18 protein-coding genes and 1 pseudogene are annotated in these 21,031 nt (G+C 62.0%); 7 read left to right on the plus strand and 12 right to left on the minus strand.

What is annotated here, in order from left to right:
- Positions 1-41: 41 nt before the first annotated feature.
- From KSS91_RS03735 to KSS91_RS03745, 3 genes are all read left to right on the plus strand, one after another.
- Positions 42-512: a prepilin peptidase gene (locus tag KSS91_RS03735; protein ID WP_217837091.1), complete on the plus strand. Its 471-nt coding sequence runs from the start codon at positions 42-44 to the stop codon at positions 510-512.
- Positions 513-626: 114 nt separating this feature from the next.
- Complete coding sequence (locus KSS91_RS03740) at positions 627-1,409, plus strand: response regulator transcription factor (RefSeq protein WP_126049055.1); 783 nt, start codon at positions 627-629, stop codon at positions 1,407-1,409.
- Positions 1,410-3,057: 1,648 nt separating this feature from the next.
- Positions 3,058-3,321 carry a DUF6124 family protein gene (locus KSS91_RS03745; protein WP_217837092.1) on the plus strand — a complete coding sequence of 88 codons (264 nt, stop codon included), beginning with the start codon at positions 3,058-3,060 and terminating at the stop codon, positions 3,319-3,321.
- Here KSS91_RS03745 and KSS91_RS03750 read toward each other — a convergent pair.
- The 5 genes from KSS91_RS03750 to cpaB all read right to left on the minus strand — a co-directional run bounded on the left by KSS91_RS03750 (position 3,318) and on the right by cpaB (position 8,636).
- On the minus strand, positions 3,318-4,214 hold the full coding sequence (locus tag KSS91_RS03750; protein WP_217837093.1) for a type II secretion system F family protein: 897 nt from the start codon (positions 4,212-4,214) through the stop codon (positions 3,318-3,320). The genes KSS91_RS03745 and KSS91_RS03750 overlap by 4 nt on opposite strands.
- A complete protein-coding gene (locus tag KSS91_RS03755) occupies positions 4,211-5,095 on the minus strand; it encodes a type II secretion system F family protein (protein WP_217837094.1) in 885 nt (294 codons plus the stop codon). The genes KSS91_RS03750 and KSS91_RS03755 overlap by 4 nt, the downstream gene beginning before the upstream one ends.
- A 9-nt stretch (positions 5,096-5,104) precedes the next feature.
- Entirely contained in the window at positions 5,105-6,385 is a 1,281-nt protein-coding gene (locus KSS91_RS03760; protein ID WP_217837095.1) for a TadA family conjugal transfer-associated ATPase, read from the minus strand.
- Complete coding sequence (locus tag KSS91_RS03765; protein WP_217837096.1) at positions 6,382-7,572, minus strand: CpaE/TadZ family protein; 1,191 nt, start codon at positions 7,570-7,572, stop codon at positions 6,382-6,384. Before KSS91_RS03765 ends, KSS91_RS03760 begins: the two co-directional genes overlap by 4 nt.
- A gap of 119 nt (positions 7,573-7,691) precedes the next feature.
- Complete coding sequence (cpaB, locus tag KSS91_RS03770) at positions 7,692-8,636, minus strand: Flp pilus assembly protein CpaB (RefSeq protein WP_217837097.1); 945 nt, start codon at positions 8,634-8,636, stop codon at positions 7,692-7,694.
- Between the two features lie 323 nt (positions 8,637-8,959).
- Between cpaB and KSS91_RS03775 the strand changes: the two genes are divergently transcribed.
- Together KSS91_RS03775 and KSS91_RS03780 are read left to right on the plus strand one after the other, a co-directional pair.
- Positions 8,960-9,157 (plus strand): Flp family type IVb pilin, encoded by a 198-nt coding sequence (locus KSS91_RS03775; RefSeq protein WP_217837098.1) that lies wholly within the window; start codon positions 8,960-8,962, stop codon positions 9,155-9,157.
- Positions 9,158-9,219: 62 nt separating this feature from the next.
- Complete coding sequence (locus KSS91_RS03780) at positions 9,220-9,633, plus strand: response regulator (RefSeq protein ID WP_217837099.1); 414 nt, start codon at positions 9,220-9,222, stop codon at positions 9,631-9,633.
- Between the two features lie 545 nt (positions 9,634-10,178).
- Here KSS91_RS03780 and KSS91_RS03785 read toward each other — a convergent pair.
- Entirely contained in the window at positions 10,179-11,033 is an 855-nt protein-coding gene (locus KSS91_RS03785; RefSeq protein WP_217837100.1) for a MaoC family dehydratase, read from the minus strand.
- Positions 11,034-11,035: 2 nt separating this feature from the next.
- On the minus strand, positions 11,036-12,388 hold the full coding sequence (locus tag KSS91_RS03790; RefSeq protein ID WP_217837101.1) for a 3-oxoacyl-ACP reductase: 1,353 nt from the start codon (positions 12,386-12,388) through the stop codon (positions 11,036-11,038).
- 263 nt (positions 12,389-12,651) lie between these two features.
- Here KSS91_RS03790 and KSS91_RS03795 point away from each other — a divergent pair, with 263 nt between their 5' ends.
- Positions 12,652-13,929 (plus strand): acetyl-CoA C-acetyltransferase, encoded by a 1,278-nt coding sequence (locus KSS91_RS03795; protein WP_217837102.1) that lies wholly within the window; start codon positions 12,652-12,654, stop codon positions 13,927-13,929.
- A 124-nt stretch (positions 13,930-14,053) separates the two neighbouring features.
- Here the strand turns inward: KSS91_RS03795 and KSS91_RS28690 are convergent, their stop codons facing one another.
- Together KSS91_RS28690 and KSS91_RS28695 are read right to left on the minus strand one after the other, a co-directional pair.
- Complete coding sequence (locus tag KSS91_RS28690) at positions 14,054-14,821, minus strand: methyl-accepting chemotaxis protein (RefSeq protein WP_371319548.1); 768 nt, start codon at positions 14,819-14,821, stop codon at positions 14,054-14,056.
- 90 nt (positions 14,822-14,911) lie between these two features.
- Positions 14,912-16,102, minus strand: a pseudogene (locus KSS91_RS28695) (cache domain-containing protein); the annotation flags it as partial.
- 344 nt (positions 16,103-16,446) lie between these two features.
- On the opposite strand from KSS91_RS28695, the gene KSS91_RS03805 reads away from it, so the two are divergent.
- The gene (locus tag KSS91_RS03805) at positions 16,447-17,340 is read left to right on the plus strand and encodes a PA4780 family RIO1-like protein kinase (RefSeq protein WP_126049080.1); all 894 of its coding nucleotides are present in this window, start codon (positions 16,447-16,449) and stop codon (positions 17,338-17,340) included.
- A 182-nt stretch (positions 17,341-17,522) separates the two neighbouring features.
- Here the strand turns inward: KSS91_RS03805 and cueR are convergent, their stop codons facing one another.
- The 3 genes from cueR to KSS91_RS03820 form a co-directional block, all read right to left on the minus strand.
- The gene (gene cueR / locus KSS91_RS03810) at positions 17,523-17,936 is read right to left on the minus strand and encodes a Cu(I)-responsive transcriptional regulator (protein ID WP_015093328.1); all 414 of its coding nucleotides are present in this window, start codon (positions 17,934-17,936) and stop codon (positions 17,523-17,525) included.
- Positions 17,933-20,326 carry a heavy metal translocating P-type ATPase gene (locus KSS91_RS03815; RefSeq protein ID WP_217837104.1) on the minus strand — a complete coding sequence of 798 codons (2,394 nt, stop codon included), beginning with the start codon at positions 20,324-20,326 and terminating at the stop codon, positions 17,933-17,935. Before KSS91_RS03815 ends, cueR begins: the two co-directional genes overlap by 4 nt.
- 191 nt (positions 20,327-20,517) lie before the next feature.
- Positions 20,518-20,901 carry a hypothetical protein gene (locus tag KSS91_RS03820; protein WP_102702253.1) on the minus strand — a complete coding sequence of 128 codons (384 nt, stop codon included), beginning with the start codon at positions 20,899-20,901 and terminating at the stop codon, positions 20,518-20,520.
- Positions 20,902-21,031 lie beyond the last annotated feature (130 nt).

The raw sequence follows: 21,031 nt of genomic DNA on the forward strand, positions 1-21,031 counted from the left end.
CAGCATAGAATCATTCAGCCAAAACGGACGTTTTTTACCGAATGCAGAGCTTTGTCCTATTGATCTGGCTGGCGCTTTGCGCCGCACAGGATGCCCGGCAACGGCACATCGCCAATGGTCTGACCCTGGGCGCCGGCGCCCTGGCCCTGGCGTGGTTGTTGTGGAACGGCACGACCTGGCTGGGGGCCGAAGCGCAACAGGGCGGCTGGGCTTTTTTGTTGGCCGTGGGCTTCACGCTGCCGGGCTACGCCATGAAGCGAATGGGCGGCGGGGACGTGAAACTCATGGCCGCTCTGGGTCTTGCGACGGACGGTATGCACGTGCTCGGCACGTTTATTGGCGCCGGATTGGCCAGCGTTTTCTGGCTGCTGCTGGCGCCAAGAGTCTGGCTTCATATGAGTCAAGGGCTTAGAACCCATCTTTTTTATATGGCGCCCGAAATGTCAAAAAAGCAGCCATTTGCACCCTTCGTACTGGCGGGGCTGATGCTGACATTGGCCTGGTTCCACTAGTCGACCCTTTTGTGTACAGAGCCGGAAAGTACGTCTACTTTTCAGACAGAAGTTGTACAGCCGCTGGCTGTCGGTGGGGGACGGGTCAACCTTTGACCTGACAGGGAGTTGCTCGTGAGCAAGTTTACTTCGGCAGTAAAAGTCCTTGTGGTCGACGATGCGCCATTGATCGTTGAAGAGCTTTGCGAATTTCTGGAAGGCAAAGGTTACCGCTGTGTTCCCTGCGAATCGGGCTATCAGGCGATCAAGCGTTTCAGCGAAGACCTCGATATCGGCCTGGTGTTGCTGGACTTTCACATGCCGGGCATGGACGGCATCGAGCTGATGCAGGAGCTGCAACGATTGTCAGGCAAGCACCGGGCGTTCGAGGCAATCATGCTCACCGGGTGTGCCGACAAGCAGGACGTGATCAAGGCCTTGCGCGCTGGCGTGTCCGACTATTACCAGAAACCGATCGATCTGAATGAGTTGTTCGAAGGTTTGCAGCGCCAGGAAGTGGCCTTGCAGGAGAGGCACAAGAACCTGCAGTTGGGGCATTTGAACCAGAAGCTGCAGTATTTGTCCGAGTCGATCGATGATCTGTACCAGGACCTGGACAAGGTTCGGCGCGGGCCGCAGGCGGCAGACGCGGGTGGCCGGGGTGTTGCTGATACTGATGCGGTGGAGGTTCCGGCGATTTTCAATCAGCTGTCTCCGCGGCAACTGGAAGTGGCGCGGTTGGTGGGCAAGGGGCAGACCAATTATCAGATTGCCTGTGAGCTGGGGATTACCGAGAACACGGTGAAGTTGTATGTGTCGCAGGTTTTGCGGTTGACGCATATGCATAATCGGACGCAGTTGGCGTTGGCTTTGTCGCCCAATGGTTCCGGGGGGCGGCAGCGGGTTACGGCGCACTGAGGCTTGGCGGCCTCTGGGCCGACCATGCTGGTGGTTTGAGTTGAGTACATATCCATTCCTGCGGTAACGGCGGCTTACGGTTCCGCTTTTACAGCGGGTCACTTTTGGCAAACGCCCCAAAAGTAACCAAAAGGTCTCGCCCCTTACGTACGGCCCCTCGCTTAGGCTCGGGGTTCCTTCGCTCCGGTATTCATCCGGGGGCATTGCCCTCCGGTCGGCTTCGCTTCGGCCTACATGCAATGAGTTCGACTGCGTCGAACGGCGCTGCGCGCCCGTCCCCGGATGAACACCTGCGCTCAGCCTGCCGAGGGGGCGGGTGGATCAAGATCAAGAGCTGCAGGCGAGCTAACGCTCGGCCTGATGAGTGGTGAGAAGCGGCGCGGTGTGGGCTGCTCTGCTTTTGCTCTTCCGTGGGAGCGAGCCTGCTCGCGAAGACGGCCTGCCAGCCGACCTGAATCTGGCGGATGTACCTCGACCCTGTGGGAGCGGGCTTGCTCGCGAAGGCGGCCTACCGGCCGACCTGAATCTGGCGGATATACCTCGACCCTGTGGGAGCGGGCTTGCTCGCGAAGGCGGCCTACCGGCCGACCTGAATCTGGCGGATGTACCTCGACCCTGTGGGAGCGGGCTTGCCCGCGAAGGCGGCCTGCCGGCCGACCTGAATCTGGCGGATATACCTCGACCCTGTGGGAGCGGGCTTGCTCGCGAGGGCCTACCGGCCGACCTGAATCTGGCGGATGTACCTCGACCCTGTGGGAGCGCTTGCTCGCGAAGGCGGCCTACCGGCCGACCTGAATCTGGCGGATGTACCTCGACCCTGTGGGAGCGGGCTTGCTCCGAGGCGGCCTGCCGGCCGACCTGAATCTGGCGGATGTACCTCGACCCTGTGGGAGCGGGCTTGCTCGAAGGCGGCCTACCGGCCGACCTGAATCTGGCGGATGTACCTCGACCCTGTGGGAGCGGGCTTGCTCGCAGGCGGCCTGCCGGCCGACCTGAATCTGGCGGATGTACCTCGACCCGTGGGAGCGAGCCTGCTCGCGAAGACGGCCTGCCAGCCGACCTGAATCTGGCGGATGTACCTCGACCCTGTGGGAGCGGGCTTGCTCGCGAAGGCGGCCTACCGGCCGACCTGAATCTGGCGGATATACCTCGACCCTGTGGGAGCGGGCTTGCTCGCGAAGGCGGCCTACCGGCCGACCTGAATCTGGCGGATGTACCTCGACCCTGTGGGAGCGGGCTTGCTCGCGAAGGCGGCCTACCGGCCGACCTGAATCTGGCGGATGTACCTCGACCCTGTGGGAGCGGGCTTGCCCGCGATGACGTCCTTCCAGTCGACACATTCCTGTGTAGTTTTCCTCAAATCCCCAGGAAATCTCCGACACGCTTTTCAGGTTGTCCGTCGGAAGCGCGATCTCTAGCCTTTGTCGGTCACTGCAAATTCAGTGATCGGGTTTGGTCGCCCGGGTTTAGAATGGCGCACAGTGCCGCGCGAGCGGCATTTTTGTGCTTGCTTAATGGCGAGCCGTGCGTGGGAGGGCCCAGGCCCTGCCGGGTTTCCATTCCCTGGTCGACCAACCTGCGTACAGTTCGCCACCCTTCTGCTTGGTCGCAGTGATGGCGAACTCCAATCCAAGAATGGAGCTTCACCATGATCAAACCCACCCCAAATCCCCCCAAACAATCTGTCCCCCGCAAACCCAGCACGATGTTCGTCATCGCCCCGGACATCGACACCGAAACCCTGCTGGCCCACGCCTGTGAATCACTGGCGTCGGCGAGTGTGATGGCGAGTGATTTCGCGGGGTTTCTGCAGGGCTCACAGCGCAATACGATGCTGGGGATTGCGCAGGTGATCATGCTGGGTGAGCTGGCGGTGAACCGGGCGCTGGATAATCTCGATCCGCAGGATTAGTGGCCAAAGGACCGGGCCAGGGCGGTGAAGCCCGGGCCGGCCAGGACGATCAGTAACGCCGGGAAGAGAAACAGCATCATCACGACGGACATTTTGGCGGACATCTTGGAGATGTATTCCTGCAGGCGCGTCAGGCGCCGGTCGTCGAGCAACTGTTTGAGCGCCAGCAGGGACTTCATCGCGCCGCCACCCTGATGGATCAATTGTTGAAGGATCACGCAGGTGTCGGTGAACTCGTCTACCGCAAGCAAGCGGGTGGTCTTGTTCAGCTCTTCGCCCAGTTCCAGGCCTGAATCGACGCGGGTCAGAATCAGACGCAGTTCATGGGTCAGGGCGGGCAGCAACTGCCTGCCCTCCTGGCTCAGCACACGCAGGGATTGCTCCACCGCCATGCCCGATTCGAACAGGGTGCGCAGCAGCGCGATGAAGGTCGAGGTTTCAGTGGCCAGTTGTTTTTGCCGACGCTGTGCAGCGGCGGCCAGCCAGCGCTTGGGCAACAGATAGCCCATGCAGGTGGCTAGCATCGGGGCGATCCAGTGGTTCTCCACATTCGGGTAGAACAGCCCCTGGATCAACAGGCACAAGGACAGCGCCAGTACCGGCACGCCTACTTGCAAGGCGGCGAACAGTGAGCGTTGGCGTACGCTGCGCCAGCCCAGGCGGTTGAGCAGGGTCTGGGTTTCGTTGTCCATTTTGACCGACTGTTGCCCCAGGCGGCTGGCGCCCAGGGCTTGCAGAAGCTGGGTGAGGTGGCTATCACCCGGTGCCTTGCCATCGAGTCGCTGGGCCACCTGGCGTGCCCGTCGACTTTGCTCCAGCAAAGCGCTGAGCAACAACAGTGCAGCCCCGAAAAGCAGCAGCGCGCTCACCAGCAAGAGCATCTTCGTATTCATAGGCTACGCAACATGCGCCAAAGCGCCAGGCAACCGATCACCTGAAATCCGAAGGCACTCGCCAGCATGGTTTGCCCCGAGCTGTCGTGCCACATGGAAAGCAGGTAGGTCGGATTGGTGAGTAGAAAATAGCCTGCGACCGAGACCGGCAGCAGGGCCAGGACCACGGCGGTGATGCGGGTTTCGCCGGTCATGGCCTTCAACTGGCGTGCCGCTTGCTCGCGTTCGCGGATCATCTTGATCAGGTTTTCCAGCAGCTCACTGGCATTGCCGCCGTAACGGTGGTTGACCTTCAAGCCGAGTGCGAACAGGCGCAGTTCGTCTTTTTCGTACAGCTCGGCGAAGTCCGAAGCGGCGTCTGCCAGGTTGACCCCCAGTTGCACATTGCGTTGAATCCGGCCCATGGCATTTTTCAACGGGTCTTCGGCCGCATCGATGGCGCCGAGCACGGCATCGGCCAGGGTCCGCCCGGACTTCAGGCTGCGTACGGCATGGTCGAGCAACATCGGCAGCTGTTCGATCATGCGACTGAGGCGACGCTGGTAACGCCAGCTGACGAACAGTCGTACCGCCACCGGAGGCACCAGCAGCACCAGCAGCGCGCCGATCCAGCCTCCCAGGGCAATCCCCAGCAGCACGCCGAGCATCCAGAACAGCAGCCATTGACCCAGGCGTTCGGTGGGCCGTCCGAGTCCTGCGCGCAGGAACGCCCGCTCAAGGCCCGCCCATGACGACTTGTGCTCGACCCGCAGCGGTAGCCCCTGGCTCAGGCGTCCCAGAATTCGTTCGTTGCCGGTCTGGCGTAAGCCGTCATAGAACAGGCGCAGAGCCAGGCCGAGAAAGATCAGGCAAACGAGGGTGAGCAGCGCCGGTTTGAGCATGCCGTGGCCTCAGTACGCCGAGGGAGACAGCGCCGAGTCCCGGCGCAATTTGTCGCCAGCCGGGTTCACGGCTTCGCGCAGGAAACCGAACCCGGTGTGGCGGTCGAAACGGAACAGCGTGTTGGTGACATACACGTCGTCGCGCACACCGACGACTTCCACCACTTCACTGACACAGCGGCGGCCGTCGGGCATGCGCGTGAGCTGGATGACCACGTCGAGCGCCGCGCAGATCATCTGCCGCAGGGTGCGCTCGGCGATGCTGCGGCCGGTCAGGCCCACCAGGGTCTCCAGGCGCAGCAGCGCATCCTGGGCGTTGTTGGCGTGTACGGTACTCATCGAGCCGTCGTGGCCGGTGTTCATCGCGGTCAACACATCGACCACTTCGACTCCGCGAATCTCGCCGAGGATGATCCGGTCCGGACGCATCCGCAGGGCGTTGCGAATCAGGTCGCTGGCTTTTACTTCGCCATGGCCTTCGGCATTCGGTGGACGGGTTTCCAGGCGTACGACGTGAGGGTGGCCCAGTTGCAGTTCGGCGACGTCTTCGATGGTGACCAGGCGTTCCTGAGGGTTGATCAACTGGCTGAGAATGTTCAGCAGCGTGGTCTTGCCGGTGCCGGTGCCGCCGCTGATCAGAATGTTGCAGCGTTTGCCTACGGCTTCCTGAATGAATTCGAAGATCGCGTGATCGATGGATTGCATCGCCACCAGGTCGGAGCTTTTGAGCATGTCCTGGCGGAATTTGCGGATCGACAGGCACGGGCCATCGAGGGCAATTGGCGGAATGATGGCGTTGACCCGGCTGCCGTCCGGCAGACGCGCGTCGACCATGGGCGAAGACTCGTCGAGCCGCCGGCCCAGGGGCGCGAGAATCCGTTGCATGACACGTTCGACGTGGTGCGAATCGATAAAGCGCAAGTCACTCAGATGCAGCAAGCCTTCGCGTTCGACAAATACCCGGTGTGGACCGTTGACCAGGATCTCGGTCACCGCCGGGTCGCGCAGCAGTACTTCCAACGGGCCGAAACCGGTGAGTTCGTCGACGATCTCCTCGGCCAGACGCTCCATTTCATAGCGGGAAATCGCCAGGTGCAAGCGCGCGATGTACTCGGCCACCTTGTCGATCACGAATTGCGACAGTGCCTGGCGCGTGCCCTCCAGCAGGTTTTTCCCCGACTCTTCGATGGCGTCGATGATGTAGCGGTGCAGCACCAGTTTCAGGCCTTCGTGGTCGGTATTGCCGACCGCGCCGCGATGGGGGGAGCCGAAGAGTTTTTCACTGCTCATTGTGCGCCCCTCAAGCGGTTGAACCAGCCGGTCTTGGGTTTGACCAGGCCTTCGGAGTGCCTGGCCAGGCGCTCGCCGAGTGCGCGCAGACTCTGGGTGAGGCCCTCGCGCGGGGCCAGTTCGAACAAGGTCAGGCCCTGGTTCTTGGCGTTGAGCCGCACTTCCGGGCTGTAGGCGAGGGTGGCGATGATCTCCAGGCCGAACGTCTTGCCCAGGGTGTCGGCGTCCGGTGCGACGTTGCGCAGGTAGCGGTCCACGAGCAGTCTGGCGTGATCGAGCTTCATGCCTTTTTCGCGCCAAAAGTTGAGCACCGTGAGGTTGCGGCGGCAGTCGAGCACGTTCTGATCGGTGTACCACAGCAGTTTGTCGCAATGGCTGACGAAGGTGCGCAGCGCTTCGCTGTCGGGTTGGCCGGTGAGGTTTACCACGATGTGCTGGAAGTGTTGGCGCAGGGCGCTGAGCAACATGTACAGCTCGGCGGCACTGGTGTGCTCCAGCGGTTCATCGCCACTGGCGTAGGCAAGGATGCGCAGCCCGGCTTCGCAACTGGTGAAGGCGCTGTCGATCAGTGTCGCGTCCAGGCGTCGCAAATGGCGCAATGCATCGCCGAAATGAAACGAGCTTTCAAGGCCCAGCAGCGCCAGGCTATCGCCCCGGGGTAATCCAAGGTCCAGCAGCAGTGTGTGCTGTCCGCTTTTTTGCACCACTTGCGCCATGTGCGTGCAGAGCAGCGCGCCGTCGGCGCTGCTCTGCACGCCATACAGCACGGTCAGGCGGCCCAGGTGCGTGTTCGGCGCGACAGCGGGCAGGCGTTTGCTCAGGCGTCGCACCAGCCCCGCGACTTCACTTGAGCGTGAACCATAGGCCACGAAATCCCTGGCCCCGGCGCGCATCGCATTGAGTACAAGCTGGTTGTCCATGCCGTCGCCCAGCGCGACGATCGCCAGCATCGGCTTGGCTTCCAGCGCGCCTTCGATCAGGGCGCTTTGGGTGACCACGTGGTCGCGGTCCAGGCCGATGAACACCAGACTGGCGCAGGTCACGTCCACCAGTGCCAACAGTTCGTCGAGGCTGCCGCCACCGGCGCTGACCACCTGGCCCAAGGGCGCAAGGGCACCTTGCAGCCATTCCAGGTCGGTGCTGTTGCGCGTGATCGCGAGGAAGGTTTGACTCAGGTTCTGGCTCATTGCGATAACTCGCTACGTGATATCGCACCTGCCGGCAGGCCGCCGGGCAAAGTGGCCCGGATCAAGCCGTTGAACAATGGCGTAAAAGGTCTGCGCATGGAAAGGCATCCTTGCTCGACTCAGGGTGTTTGTTGAGTGATCTCGTTACCGCGAATGACTTCCACGCTCTGCTTGCGCGGCGCGGCGACAGAGTTGGTGACAGGTTTGGGTGGACCGGTCATGGCCAGCTGGCTGAATTGCAACAACTCGCGGTTGGCATTGGCCAGGTTGGCGGCAGAGTTGCTTTCGCCGGCCCAGTAGCGCGCCAGGCGTTTCTCATCGGCGCTGCGCACGGCCAGGCGCAGCACGCCGGCCTGGGTCGCGAGCATCAGGCGGCTCACCAGTTGTTCAGGAACGGCGAGCAACACGGTTCGGGCCGCGGCGCGCGATTGATCCTGTTTGAGTTTTTCCTCGGCGTTGCGTGCCGGGCTGGAAGGCTGGCCGTCGTTGGTCAACCCCAACTGCTCGCCGACCCCGAGCACCCGCAAGGCCGGCACCACGAGTTGGGCCGTCGGCTGAGGGTTGAGGGTGTCCATGCGCAGAAACAGCAGCACATCGACATAATCGCCCGGCGTCAGTTGCCCGCCGACAATGACCACTTCGTCCGTGGCGACCGCCAGGGCGCGTTCATTGGGGCGGATCATCCGCGACAGCTTGCTGCCGGCTTCGAAACTTTCGTCGTTGAGCCAGCTGCCGGCGGTGAGGGCGCGCCAAGGGGTGCGGCCAATCGCCTGGTCGAGGCTGGTCAGGCTGCCGGCCGGAGCAGTGTGCAACTGTTCCAGCACGACATCGGCGGCGGTGATCGGCGTATAGGGCGCGACATCGTTGACCAGCACGACCACGGGATGGCGGGTCGGGTCATTTGTCGACAGTGGCGCCTGTGCGATGACCTGCGGTGCATTGACGGTGGACTGGGCAACGGCCTCGGGAGCCGGTTGGCGACTCAATGTGAGTCCCCAGTAACCGGTAATGATGGCACCGACCAGAAACAATCCGGCGAGACCCAGAGTGACACGGCTGTTCATGAAGGCTCTCCCTTTCCTGCTGCGCAAACCCCGTCAAGTCCAACGAGAAAACTTCGCAATCAGGCAGCTATGAACATGGAACTATTTCGCTATTTGACCGTAGCGCAGGTAGAGCAAAATGCCATTAGCGCGTGGAAAATATCTAACGAAAGTGCAAAGTTGCGATAAAACGACCCGTTTTTTGACGTCAACGAAACGGTTAATACTTTAGTGTTAATGCGTATTTACAGTTGTTGGGCTGCGGAATGCCGACAATGCTGGTGCTGGCACTGGGGAATCATGTTGCGTCGGTGCAACACCCGTCGTCGTCCAGGAGAAATGTCATGTCTTTTTCCAAGCTTGTTGAGAAGGTCAAATCCGGGATCGCTTTTTACAAGGGCCTGGCCAAGGATACCGAGGGTGCGTCCGGTATCGAGTACGCGATCATTGCCGCCATGGTCGCGGTGGTGCTCGCCGGTTTCAGCACGGGTGTCCAGACCGCCATCACGAACACGTTCAACACTATTCAAGCGGCGCTGTGACAAGGACGTCGACAATTCAGGGTTTCTAACGTCAGCGCTTCGTCCCTTGCAGGTATCACCTCATGAACGTTCACGCACAGCCACGCCAACAGCTGCTTCTGGTGGATGACGAAGAGGACGCATTGCTTGAGTTGGCGGAGTTGCTGGAGGGTGAGGGGTTCAATTGTTTTACCGCCACTTCGGTCAAGCTTGCACTGCAGCATCTGACCCGGCATCCCGATATCGCTTTGGTGATCACTGATTTGCGCATGCCGGAGGAGAGCGGCATGTCGTTGATCAGGCGGTTGCGCGAGCATACGTCTCGTGAGCATTTGCCGGTGATTGTGATGTCGGGGCATGCGGGTATGGATGATGTCAGTGATATGTTGCGCTTGCAGGTGCTGGATCTTTTTCGCAAGCCGATTTATCACGTGCGGTTGTTGGAGACGTTGAATAATCTGTTTCCGTTGCCGCAGGTTTATTTGGTCAAGGGGTGAGGTGAGTACATATCCATTTCTGCGGTAACGGCGGCTTATGGTTCCGCTCTTACAGCGGGTCACTTTTGGCAAACGCCCCAAAAGTAACCAAAAGGTCTCGCCCCTTACGTACGGCCCCTCGCTTAGGCTCGGGGTTCCTTCGCTCCGGTATTCATCCGGGGGCATTGCCCTCCGGTCGGCTTCGCTTCGACCTACATGCAATGAGTTCGACTGCGTCGAACGGCGCTGCGCGCCCATCCCCGGATGAACACCTGCGCTCAGCCTGCCGAGGGGGCGGGTGGATCAAGATCAAAAGCGGCAGGCGAGCTAACGCTCGGCCTGTTGAGTGGTGAGGCGCGTGGGGGTATGCGGATCTGCTTTTGCTCTGCTCTTCTGTGGGAGCGAGCCTGCTCGCGAAGGCGGCCTGACAGCCGACCTGAACCTGGCGGATGTACCTCGACCCTGTGGGAGCGGGCTTGCTCGCGAAGGCGGCCTACCGGCCGGCCTGATTATCTGGATGTACGCAGCCCGGCGAGAGCAAGCCCTCGCCACAAACATCGGACTTATCAGGCCACCGGCCGCCAGTGCCCGACCATGTGCTCCAGTTCCCCGACACCCACCAACTGAAAGTCCCCGCTCGCCCCCGGCTCGCTGGCCAGCAGCGTCACCTCACCGGGCAGACGTACCGGCTTCTTGAACTGCACCGCGATCTCGACGTTCGCCACAGGCAGGTGCCCGGCCAGAGCAGCCAACGTGCGCGCCTTGTTCCACAGGCCATGGGCGATGGCGGTCGGGAAGCCGAAGAGTCGGGCGCTGGCCGCGCTCAGGTGGATCGGGTTGTAGTCGCCGGACACCTTGGCGTATTGCCGACCAATGTCCGAGGGCGCTTTCCAGTGTTCGACTTCGTTCATGTCCAGACTCGTTACCAGGTTCTCCTCAAGCGGTTCGCCCTCGAGTTTGACGCCGCGGCAGAGCATCCGGCTTTGTGCCTCCCACAACGGCCCCAGTTGATCGTCGAGGGTGGTCAGCAAATCGAACGTCGCGCCTTTTGCATGGGGTTGCAGGTTCTGCACCTGAACGCCGACACGCGCCCGACTTACCCCACCCATAGGGCGTAGCAGACGAATTCGATTGCTAAGGTGAATCAGGCCCAGCAGCGGGAACGGGAAGTCCCTGGCCGTGAGCAATTGCATCTGCAAGGCAAAGCCGAGGATATGAGGATAGGTCGGCGGCAGCAGGCCGTTGTCGGCGAAGCCACAGACCTTGCGATAGGCCGCCAGGCGTTTGGGATCGACGTCGACCCAGCAGCGCAAACCCGAATCGGGCAGGGTGGTGCCGGTGATTTTTCGCCGTGTCGCCGCTCGAGCGTACAACCCCGGGAGGCTCGGTTCGCGGTTGAGAGTGTGCCAGTCGGTGATCATCCTCAAGCCCCCAGAACGCTTTGCCCGCATACGCGCAACGCTTGCCCGGTGAATGCGCCGGTGCCCGGTTGCGCGAGCCAGGCCACGGCTTCGGCGACGTCCTGTGGCAGGCCGCCCTGGCCGAGGGAGCTCATGCGCCGTCCGGCTTCGCGCAGGCCGAAGGGTATGTGCGCGGTCATCTGTGTTTCGATGAATCCCGGTGCCACGGCGTTGATGCTGATGCCGCGTTCGGTGAGCAGCGTCGCCCAGGCTTGCGCCAGGCCAATGAGCCCGGCCTTGCTCGCGGCGTAGTTGGTTTGCCCGCGATTGCCGGCGATGCCGCTGATGGAGGCCAGCAGAATCACCCGGGCGTTGTCGTGCAGGGCGCCGCTATCGAGCAGGGCTTTGGTCAGCACTTGCGGTGCGTTGAGGTTGACTGCCAGTACGGCGTCCCAGAAGTCCGGGGTCATATTGGCCAAGGTTTTATCGCGGGTGATGCCGGCGTTGTGCACCACGATGTCGAGGCCGTCGGGTAATTGTTCGATCAACTGCGAGGCTGCATCTTCGGCGCAGATGTCGAGGCTGATGCTTCGTCCGCCAAGGCGTGCGGCGAGGGCATCGAGATCGGTTTTGGCCGCCGGCACATCGAGCAGGATGACGTCGGCACCTTCACGGGCCAGGGTCTCGGCGATGGCGGCGCCAATGCCGCGCGCCGCGCCGGTAACCAGTGCCTTGCGCCCGGCGAGCGGGCGCGTCCAGTCGCTGACGGGCGTCGAGCACGGATTCAGGCGAATGACCTGCCCGGACACGAAGGCGCTTTTGGGCGAGAGGAAAAACCGCAGCGGGCCTTCCAGTTGCGCCTCGGCCCCTTCGCCGACGTAGATCAATTGCAGGGTGCCACCGCTGCGCAACTCCTTGGCCAGGGAACGGCTGAATCCCTCCAGGGCACGCTGGGCGCTGGCGGCGAACGGGTCACGCAGGCTTTGCGGATCGCGTCCGAGAATCACCAGGTGCGCACAGTGATCGAGGTTCTTCATCAACGGCTGGAAAAACTCGCGCAGTTGCTTGAGCTGATCGGTGTGCAGCAGGTCACTGGCGTCGAACACCACGGCCTTGAGTTTCGGTCCATGGCCGGGAATCCAGGCCGTGGCCATCGAAGGTTCGGTGCCGTAGCTGTAGATCGCGTCGGTCAGGCGGTTGGCGAAGGCACTGACGTGTTCCGCCAATGGCCCGCCTCCGATCAGTAGCGCACCTTCCACGGGGCGCAGCCGGCCTGCCTGCCAGCGCTCCAGTCGAGTCGGTGTCGGCAATCCCAGGGCACCGACCAGGCGATGGCCGATGGACGAATTGGCGAAGTCGATATAGCGGTCAGACATGGAACGCGCTCCGAAAGCTTGGGTTCAAAGTGTGGACCATGAATGGCGATCAGTCGTTCGATCCACGAGATAAGGCCTACGCTTGGTTACAGCAGATTAGTTTGTCGCAGGATTTATGGTGCAACGCTGTCCCTGTGGGAGCGGGCTTGCTCGCGAAAGCGGAGTGTCATGCAACATTGATGTCGACTGACACGACGCCTTCGCGAGCAAGCCCGCTCCCACAAGGGGCAGTGTTCAGTTCAGATAATTCATCAGGAGTTCTTATGACCCAGCTGCGCCGCGTCGCGATCATCGGCGGTAACCGGATTCCTTTCGCCCGCTCCAACGGCCCCTACGCCACTGCCAGTAACCAGGTGATGCTCACCGCTGCCCTCGAAGGCCTGATCGAGCGCTACAACCTGCATGGCCAGCGCATCGGCGAAGTGGTCGCCGGCGCCGTGCTCAAGTTGTCGCGGGACATGAACCTCACACGCGAGTGCGTACTCGGCTCGCGGTTGTCGCCCGCCACCCCGGCCTATGACATCCAGCAGGCGTGCGGCACCGGGCTGGAAGCGGCGTTGCTGGTGGCGAACAAGATTGCCCTGGGCCAGATCGATTGCGGTATCGCCGGTGGCGTGGACACCACCTCGGATGCACCGATCAGTGTCAGCGAAGGTCTGCGCAAAATCCTCCTGCAAGCCAATCGCGCGAAAACCACCGGCGACAAACTGAAAACCTTCCTGCAATTGCGTCCGAAGCATCTGATCCCCGAGTTCCCGCGCAACGGCGAGCCACGCACCGGGTTGTCCATGGGGCAGCACTGCGAGCTGATGGCCCAGACCTGGAACATCCCGCGTGAAGCCCAGGATCAAATGGCGCTTGAGAGCCATCAGAAACTGGCGGCGTCCTATGCCGAAGGCTGGCACAACGATCTGATGACGCCGTTCCTGGAACTCACCCGCGACAACAATCTGCGCCCGGATTCGACCCTGGAAAAGCTCGCCGCACTCAAGCCGGCCTATGAGAAAAGCGCCAAGGGCACCCTGACGGCGGGCAACTCCACGCCGCTGACCGATGGGGCGTCACTGGTGCTGCTGGGCAGCGAGGAATGGGCGAAGGAGCGCGGTCTGCCGATTCTCGCGTATTGGCGTGACGGCGAGGCGGCGGCGGTGGATTTCGTCAACGGTGCCGAAGGGTTGTTGATGGCGCCGGTCTACGCTGTGCCGCGCTTGCTCGCGCGCAATGGCCTGACCTTGCAGGACTTCGACTACTACGAAATCCACGAAGCTTTCGCCGCGCAGGTGCTGTGCACATTGAAGGCGTGGGAGGATCCGCAGTACTGCAAAACCCGTCTGGGGCTTGATGCGCCGTTGGGCTCTATTGACCGCAGTCGGCTCAACGTCAAGGGCAGTTCACTGGCGGCAGGGCATCCGTTTGCCGCCACGGGCGGGCGCATCGTCGCCAACCTGGCGAAGTTGCTGGATGCGGCGGGCAAGGGGCGGGGGCTGATTTCGATTTGCGCGGCGGGCGGGCAGGGGGTGACCGCGATCATCGAACGTTGAGTTAAAACAACTGTGGGAGCGAGCTTGCTCGCGATGAGGCCATCAGCTTCAACATCTATGTTGCCTGATATACCGCCATCGCGAGCAAGCTCGCTCCCACAGGGTTTGGGGGTGTGCCGGCTGATCAGGTACGGAACCTGCGCACCAGCCCGTCCAGTTCGTTCGACAGCCCGGCCAGGCTCTGGGAGTCCAGGCGTGCCGAGTTGGCCAGTTCCGCCACCAGTTGCGCATCGCCATGGATCTGGCTGATGTGCCGGTTGATGTCTTCGGCCACTTGATGCTGTTGTTCCGCCGCCGTGGCGATCTGGGTGTTCATGTCACGGATCACGTCCACCGACTCGCGAATCTGCCCGAAGCTGTTGCGCGCCTCACCGATGCGCGTCACCGATTGCTGGGACACTTCCAGACTGGCGTGCATCTGTTGGGTCACCTGGCTTGTGCGTTTGGCCAGGTTGCCCAGCAGTCCGTCGATTTCCGCCGTGGAGTCGGCCGTGCGCTTGGCCAGGGCTCGTACTTCGTCGGCCACCACGGCAAAGCCGCGGCCTTGTTCACCGGCCCGGGCCGCTTCGATCGCGGCGTTCAGCGCCAGCAGGTTGGTCTGTTCGGCGATCGAACGGATGGTCCCCAGGATCGACTGAATGTCGTTGCTGTCGCGCTCCAGTTGTTGCATCGACTGGGCTGACTGTTCGATTTCCTGGCTCAGGCGATCAACGCTGTTCACCGCCGCATCGATCTGTTGCTGACCTTCGCGCGCCTGGCGCTGGCCACTGTCGGCGGATTCCGCCGCCTGGCTGCAAGAGCGCGCAACTTCGTTGGCGGTGGCGACCATTTCGTGGAATGCCGTGGACACCATGTCCACCGCTTCACGCTGGCGTCCGGCGGCTTCGGCCATGTCGCTGGAGACCTGGGTCGAACTCTTGGACGTGGCGAGGATCTTGCCCGCCGCGCCGCCGATGTTCTGGATCAGGTTGCGAATCGCGGTCAGGAACTGGTTGAACCAGTTGGCCAGCTGCGCGGTTTCGTCGTTGCCACGGATTTGCAGGTTCTGGGTCAGGTCGCCTTCGCCTTGGGCGATGCCCTCAAGGCCGCTGGCCACGCTGCGGATCGGACGCACGATGAGACTGGCAAAACTGGCGCCAACGATGGCGAAGATGACGGCCAGGACGGCGGCGATGATGGCGATCAACCAGGTCAACCGGGTCGCGGAGCTCATCACGTCGTTCTGTTTGATCAGGCCGATGAAGGTCCAGCCCAGTTGCTCCGACGGCCAGACGTTGGCCATGTAGCGCTCGCCGTTCAACTCCACTTCCACCAGGCCCTTGCCGGCCTTGGCCAGTTGCGCGTAGCCCTCGCCCAGGCTGTTCAGCGGTTTGAAGTTGTGTTCCGGTTGTTTCGGATCCACCAGGACCGTGCCGGTGTTTTCCAGCAGCATCAGGTAGCCGGTTTCACCGAGCTTGATCTGTTTGACGATTTCGGTGAGCTGCTTGAGCGTCACGTCGATGCTGACCACGCCACCGTTGGTGCCCAACTTGTTGTCGATGGTGCGCACGGTGCTGACGTAGGTCGCGTCGTCCTGGGCCCAGTAGTAGGCCTCGGTGCGGAACGGCTTGCCCGGCTTGGCCTGGGCGGCCTTGTACCAGGGGCGCTGGCGCGGGTCGTAGTTGTTCAGCTTCGGATCATCCGGCCACGACACGTAGCCGCCCGCCGCCGTGCCGAGGATGGCATAGGCGTAGGACGGGTGGCTGTTGCCCAGGTCCTGGAGCAGGGTGAAGACCTTCTTGTCCATCTCGCCCTGGGGAACGCTCTCGGCGTTGGCAGCCATGTAAGTCTTGAGGCTGTCGTCGGAGTTTCGGATCAGCGGCTGCCTGGCCAGGTAATCGACGTTCTGGCTGATGCTGTCAAAGAACAATTGCATGGCGTTGCTGACCTGACGAATCTCGCGGGCACTGCCGTCGATAAATTCGTCCCTGGCATCACTGCGCAGGTTCAGCACAACGAGGGTGGCGACCAGCACCACGGGCAGGCAGGCGATGATTGCAAACGCCCAGGTCAACTTCTGTTTGATGTTCATCCGCGCTCCAGATTTTCTTGTAGGCCCACGCAGTGCAGATGACTCGCGGTTTATTGGCTGCCGTAAACGTTCTTGGTCAACCCGGGTCCTTGAGTGCGGCATCGCTTTTGTTGTGGCTGCGATTGTCGGACAAATCACTTTGTCACTAAGGACTTCGGCTGTTGTCGGAGGAAATTGAGGCCTGTTGGGAAAAATCCTACGGAAGGATTCAGAAGTGGTGTCGGCTTCTGTCGCAATTGCCCTCAATGTCCTTGCACAACAAGTGACGCAGGCTCGGCTATGATCCGGAGTGACCCGTGGCGGTCGTCGGTTTTACCCGTTGAAATCGGCACATTGTGTGCTTGTGCAATGTTCATAAGTCGGCAACCCCTCCCCCCCGTGAGTGGATTGCCGTATAACGAATGACTTTCGCGTGTTTGGTAATAAAGGACCCACAATAAAAGCTGATGAAGACTCCAAAACGCATTGAACCCCTGATCGAGGACGGTCTGGTCGACGAGGTGCTGCGCCCACTCATGAGTGGTAAAGAAGCAGCTGTTTATGTGGTGCGCTGCGGTAACCAGTTACGTTGCGCGAAGGTCTACAAGGAGGCGAACAAACGCAGTTTTCGTCAGGCGGCCGAGTATCAGGAAGGCCGCAAGGTGCGCAACAGCCGTCAGGCCCGGGCGATGGCCAAGGGCTCCAAGTTTGGCCGCAAGGAAACCGAAGACGCTTGGCAGAACGCTGAAGTGGCGGCGCTGTTCCGCCTGGCCAATGCCGGTGTGCGGGTGCCCAAGCCGTTCGACTTCCTTGAAGGCGTGCTGCTCATGGAGTTGGTGGCCGACGAGTACGGTGATGCCGCGCCGCGCCTGAACGATGTGGTGCTGGAACCGGACCAGGCCCGCGAATATCACGCGTTCCTGATTTCGCAGATCGTGCTGATGTTGTGTACCGGTCTGGTGCATGGCGACCTGTCCGAGTTCAACGTGCTGCTGACGCCGACCGGCCCGGTGATCATCGACCTGCCGCAAGCGGTTGATGCGGCGGGCAACAACCACGCGTTCAGCATGCTGGAGCGCGACGTGGGCAACATGGCGTCCTACTTCGGGCGATTTGCGCCGGAGTTGAAAAAGACCAAATACGCCAAGGAAATGTGGGCCTTGTACGAGGCCGGCACCTTGCACCCGGCCAGTGTCCTGACCGGCGAGTTCGCCGATACGGAAGAGCTGGCCGATGTGGGCGGCATCATGCGCGAAATCGAGGCCGCACGCCTGGATGAAGAGCGCAAGCAAGCCGTACGCGCGGCGGACGATGCGCCGCCGGGCAAGACCGAAGAACCGCCTCCGCCGTGGATGCAGTGATCGGCTAAAGAAAAACCCGGCTTCGGCCGGGTTTTTTGTGGGTTACAGATTCAATGTGACAGACACCATACCTGTGGGAGCGAGCTTGCTCGCGATGACGTCGGCACATCCAGCATTGATGTATCAGATACACCGCTATCGCGAGCAAGCTCGCTCCCACAGGGTTTTGCGGTGCCCTGCAATCACGCGCGGGCCGGGGTGGCACAGCACCCCGACTCCAGATTCTTCAGAATCGGGCAATCCGGCCGGTGATCGCCATGGCAGTGCTCAACCAGATCCTGCAGCGTGTCGCGCAACTGCCCCAGTTCACGGATCTTCCGGTTCAGCTCATCGATATGCTGACGGGCCAAAGCCTTCACATCGGCGCTGGCGCGCTGGCGGTCTTGCCAGAGGGTCAGCAACTTGCCGACTTCCTCCAGGGAAAACCCAAGGTCCCGCGAGCGCTTGATGAACGCCAGCGTGTGCAGATCGTCATCGCCATACACTCGATAACCGCTGTCGGTGCGATGGGCCGCCTTGAGCAGGCCGATGGATTCGTAGTAACGGATCATCTTTGCGCTCAGGCCGCTGTGGCGGGCCGCTTGGCCGATGTTCATCGGTTGTCCTCCAGGTCCTTGGGTTTCCAGGTTTTCAACAGTAGCGCATTGCTCACCACGCTGACGCTCGACAACGCCATGGCTGCACCGGCCAGCACTGGATTGAGGAAGCCAAACGCCGCCAGCGGAATGCCGATCAGGTTATAGACAAAGGCCCAGAACAGGTTCTGCCGAATCTTGGCGTAGGTCTTGCGGCTGATCTCCAATGCAGCCGGTACCAGTCGCGGATCGCCGCGCATCAGGGTGATGCCGGCCGCGTGCATGGCGACGTCGGTGCCGCCCCCCATGGCGATGCCGATGTCGGCGGCGGCCAGTGCCGGGGCGTCATTGATGCCGTCGCCGACCATCGCCACCACGCCGGTTTCCTTCAGAGCGGCGACGGTGGCGGCTTTGTCCGCCGGCAGCACCTCGGCATGCACGTCCTGGATGCCCAGCGCCTCGGCCACCACCTTGGCGCTACCGCGATTGTCGCCGGTCAGCAGGTGGCTGCTGATGTTCCGTGCGTTCAGTTGCTGCACCGCTTGCAGCGCGCCGGGCTTGAGGGTGTCACCGAAGGCGAACAGGCCCAGCACCTGGGGTTCGGGGGATTGTTCGATCAACCAGGACAAGGTCCGGCCTTCTTGTTCCCACGCGATCGCCGAGTCGGCCAACGGTCCGGCGTTCAAGCCGCTGTCCTCCAGCAGGCGACGATTGCCCAGGGCCAGGCGACGACCTTCCAGTGTGCCGGCAATGCCGCGGCCGGTCAGGGACTGGCTGTCGCTGACGTCGGCCACCTTCAAGTGGCGTTCGGCGCAGGCATCCAGAACAGCCTTGGCCAGCGGATGCTCACTGCCGCGTTGCAGGGCGCCGGCCAGTTGCAGCAGGCTCGCTTCATTGCCGTCGATGGCACTCAGATGAGCAATGCGCGGGGCGCCGGAGGTCAGGGTGCCGGTCTTGTCGAATACCACCGCGCTGACTTCATGGGCACGCTCCAGGGCTTCGGCGTCCTTGATCAGAATCCCGTAGCGTGCCGCAACGCCGGTGCCGGCCATGATCGCCGTCGGCGTGGCCAGGCCCAGTGCGCAAGGGCAGGCGATCACCAGCACCGCCACGGCGTTGATCAGCGCGGTTTCCATCGGCGCGCCATACAGCCACCAGCCGATCAGGGTTGCCAGGGCAATCAGCAGTACGGTGGGCACGAACACCTGGCTGACTTTATCCACCAGTTTCTGGATCGGCGCCTTTGCGGCCTGGGCGTCTTCCACCAGGCGGATGATCCGTGCCAGTACGGTTTCCGCACCGAGGGCCTGGGTACGCACCAGCAACCGGCCTTCACCGTTGATCGCGCCGCCCGTGACTTTGTCGCCGGGCTGTTTGGGCACGGGCAGGCTCTCGCCACTGATCAGTGCTTCATCGGCGTGGCTCTGGCCTTCTATCACTTCGCCATCAACCGGGAAGCGCTCACCGGGTTTGACCATCACCAGGTCATTGAGGCGCAGGGCGCTGATGGCGACTTCCTGCTCACGGCCATCGAGCACCTGAATCGCCCGTTCCGGGCGCAAGGCTTCGAGGGCGCGGATGGCGCTGGCGGTCTGGCGCTTGGCGCGGCTTTCCAGGTACTTGCCCAGTAATACCAGGGCGATCACCACCGCCGAGGCTTCGAAATACAGGTGCGGCATGCGCCCGGCGGCGGTGGCCCATTCATACACACTCAAGCCATAACCGGCGCTGGTGCCCAGGGCCACCAGCAAATCCATGTTGCCGGCCCCGGCGCGTACGGCTTTCCAGGCCGCGACGTAAAATCGTGCACCGAAGATGAATTGCACCGGCGTGGCCAAGGCGAATTGCGCCCAGGCCGGGAGCATCCAGTGCACGCCGAACGGTTGCAGCAGCATCGGCAAGACCAGCGGCAAGGCGAGGACGATGGCCATGATCAAGGCCAGGCGTTCGCGATGCAGGCGCTGTTGCTGATTGTCGGCCAGTGGGTGTTCGGCTTCCCATACGCTGGCGGTGTAACCTGCCTTGGTCACGGCCGCGATCAAGGTTTGCGGATCGACCTGGCCGAGCAGTTCAAGGTGGGCGCGTTCGTTGGCCAGGTTGACGCTGACGCTTTTCACGCCCGCCACCTTGCCCAGTGCCCGCTCGACCCGACCGACGCAGGACGCGCAGGTCATGCCGTCGATGCTCAGTTCCAGATTTTGCTGTGGCACGCTGTAGCCGGCCTTGGCCACGGCATCCATCAGGGCTGGAAGGCTGTCGCTGGGTGCCTGGACCCGGGCCTGTTCCGTGGCGAGGTTGACGCTGACGGCACTGGCGCCAATGACTTTGCTCAAGGCGCGCTCGACACGCCCGGCGCAACTGGCGCAGGTCATGCCGGCAATCGGCAGGTCGAACGTGGTGGATTCGGACATCGGTCGCACTCCCTGTAGTAGATGACCACAGGATCAACCTTGCCATGCTGGCAAGGTCAAGTGCCAATCTTAGACGTGTCACTGATTGAATGTGGGAGCGGGCTTGCTCGCGAAGGCGTCGTGTCAGTCGACATCAATGTTGCATGACACACCGCTTTCGCGAGCAAGCCCGCTCCCACAAGGGCTGTGTGTCAGTAGCCGAGACCGGCGCGTTTCAGATACATGCCTTCCTGCGTCATCGCGATCCGGTATTTGAGGACATCCCCGGCCTTGAGCTGGATATCCTGCGATCCCGGCGCGAGCATGCCCGGATTGCAACCCGGCATCTGCCCAGGGAGCAACTTGAGGCGCAGCGAGACGATGCCGGGCGGCAGGTTGAACGAGGTGCTCTGCTCCTGAAACAGCCGCGCCGCCAATTGATCCTGGATGTACACACCGATCTCGCAGCTGGTCGCGACTTCCAGGCGTTCGCGGGAAATGATCAGCACGCCATAATCCTGACCGGCAGCATTGACCGAAGGCACGGCGGCGAAAAGGCTGAGAAAGCCAAACAGGCTGAAAACCGACCAGCGCATGGCTGAATCTCCTGAGTTCGAGTCATTGATGGACGCAGCTTGGCCGAGCGTAGCGCCGATTGCCAGCCCGGCAGCAATCTTCAGAACTTGACCTTGCCATGGTGGCAAGCTCGAAACTGGACTCAACCCT

It is taken from the genome of Pseudomonas azerbaijanorientalis, assembly GCF_019139795.1.
Classification (GTDB): domain Bacteria; phylum Pseudomonadota; class Gammaproteobacteria; order Pseudomonadales; family Pseudomonadaceae; genus Aquipseudomonas; species Aquipseudomonas laurylsulfatiphila.

Coding starts and splice junctions, on each gene's coding strand:
- KSS91_RS03815 (WP_217837104.1), bottom strand. CDS start 20,326: ATGTCCGAATCCACCACGTTCGACCTGCCGATTGCCGGCATGACCTGC.
- KSS91_RS03735 (WP_217837091.1), top strand. CDS start 42: ATGCAGAGCTTTGTCCTATTGATCTGGCTGGCGCTTTGCGCCGCACAG.
- KSS91_RS28690 (WP_371319548.1), bottom strand. CDS start 14,821: ATGGCCGAAGCCGCCGGACGCCAGCGTGAAGCGGTGGACATGGTGTCC.
- KSS91_RS03780 (WP_217837099.1), top strand. CDS start 9,220: ATGAACGTTCACGCACAGCCACGCCAACAGCTGCTTCTGGTGGATGAC.
- KSS91_RS03745 (WP_217837092.1), top strand. CDS start 3,058: ATGATCAAACCCACCCCAAATCCCCCCAAACAATCTGTCCCCCGCAAA.
- KSS91_RS03795 (WP_217837102.1), top strand. CDS start 12,652: ATGACCCAGCTGCGCCGCGTCGCGATCATCGGCGGTAACCGGATTCCT.
- KSS91_RS03750 (WP_217837093.1), bottom strand. CDS start 4,214: ATGAATACGAAGATGCTCTTGCTGGTGAGCGCGCTGCTGCTTTTCGGG.
- cueR (WP_015093328.1), bottom strand. CDS start 17,936: ATGAACATCGGCCAAGCGGCCCGCCACAGCGGCCTGAGCGCAAAGATG.
- KSS91_RS03785 (WP_217837100.1), bottom strand. CDS start 11,033: ATGATCACCGACTGGCACACTCTCAACCGCGAACCGAGCCTCCCGGGG.
- KSS91_RS03790 (WP_217837101.1), bottom strand. CDS start 12,388: ATGTCTGACCGCTATATCGACTTCGCCAATTCGTCCATCGGCCATCGC.
- cpaB (WP_217837097.1), bottom strand. CDS start 8,636: ATGAACAGCCGTGTCACTCTGGGTCTCGCCGGATTGTTTCTGGTCGGT.
- KSS91_RS03820 (WP_102702253.1), bottom strand. CDS start 20,901: ATGCGCTGGTCGGTTTTCAGCCTGTTTGGCTTTCTCAGCCTTTTCGCC.
- KSS91_RS03775 (WP_217837098.1), top strand. CDS start 8,960: ATGTCTTTTTCCAAGCTTGTTGAGAAGGTCAAATCCGGGATCGCTTTT.
- KSS91_RS03765 (WP_217837096.1), bottom strand. CDS start 7,572: ATGAGCCAGAACCTGAGTCAAACCTTCCTCGCGATCACGCGCAACAGC.
- KSS91_RS03760 (WP_217837095.1), bottom strand. CDS start 6,385: ATGAGCAGTGAAAAACTCTTCGGCTCCCCCCATCGCGGCGCGGTCGGC.
- KSS91_RS03805 (WP_126049080.1), top strand. CDS start 16,447: ATGAAGACTCCAAAACGCATTGAACCCCTGATCGAGGACGGTCTGGTC.
- KSS91_RS03755 (WP_217837094.1), bottom strand. CDS start 5,095: ATGCTCAAACCGGCGCTGCTCACCCTCGTTTGCCTGATCTTTCTCGGC.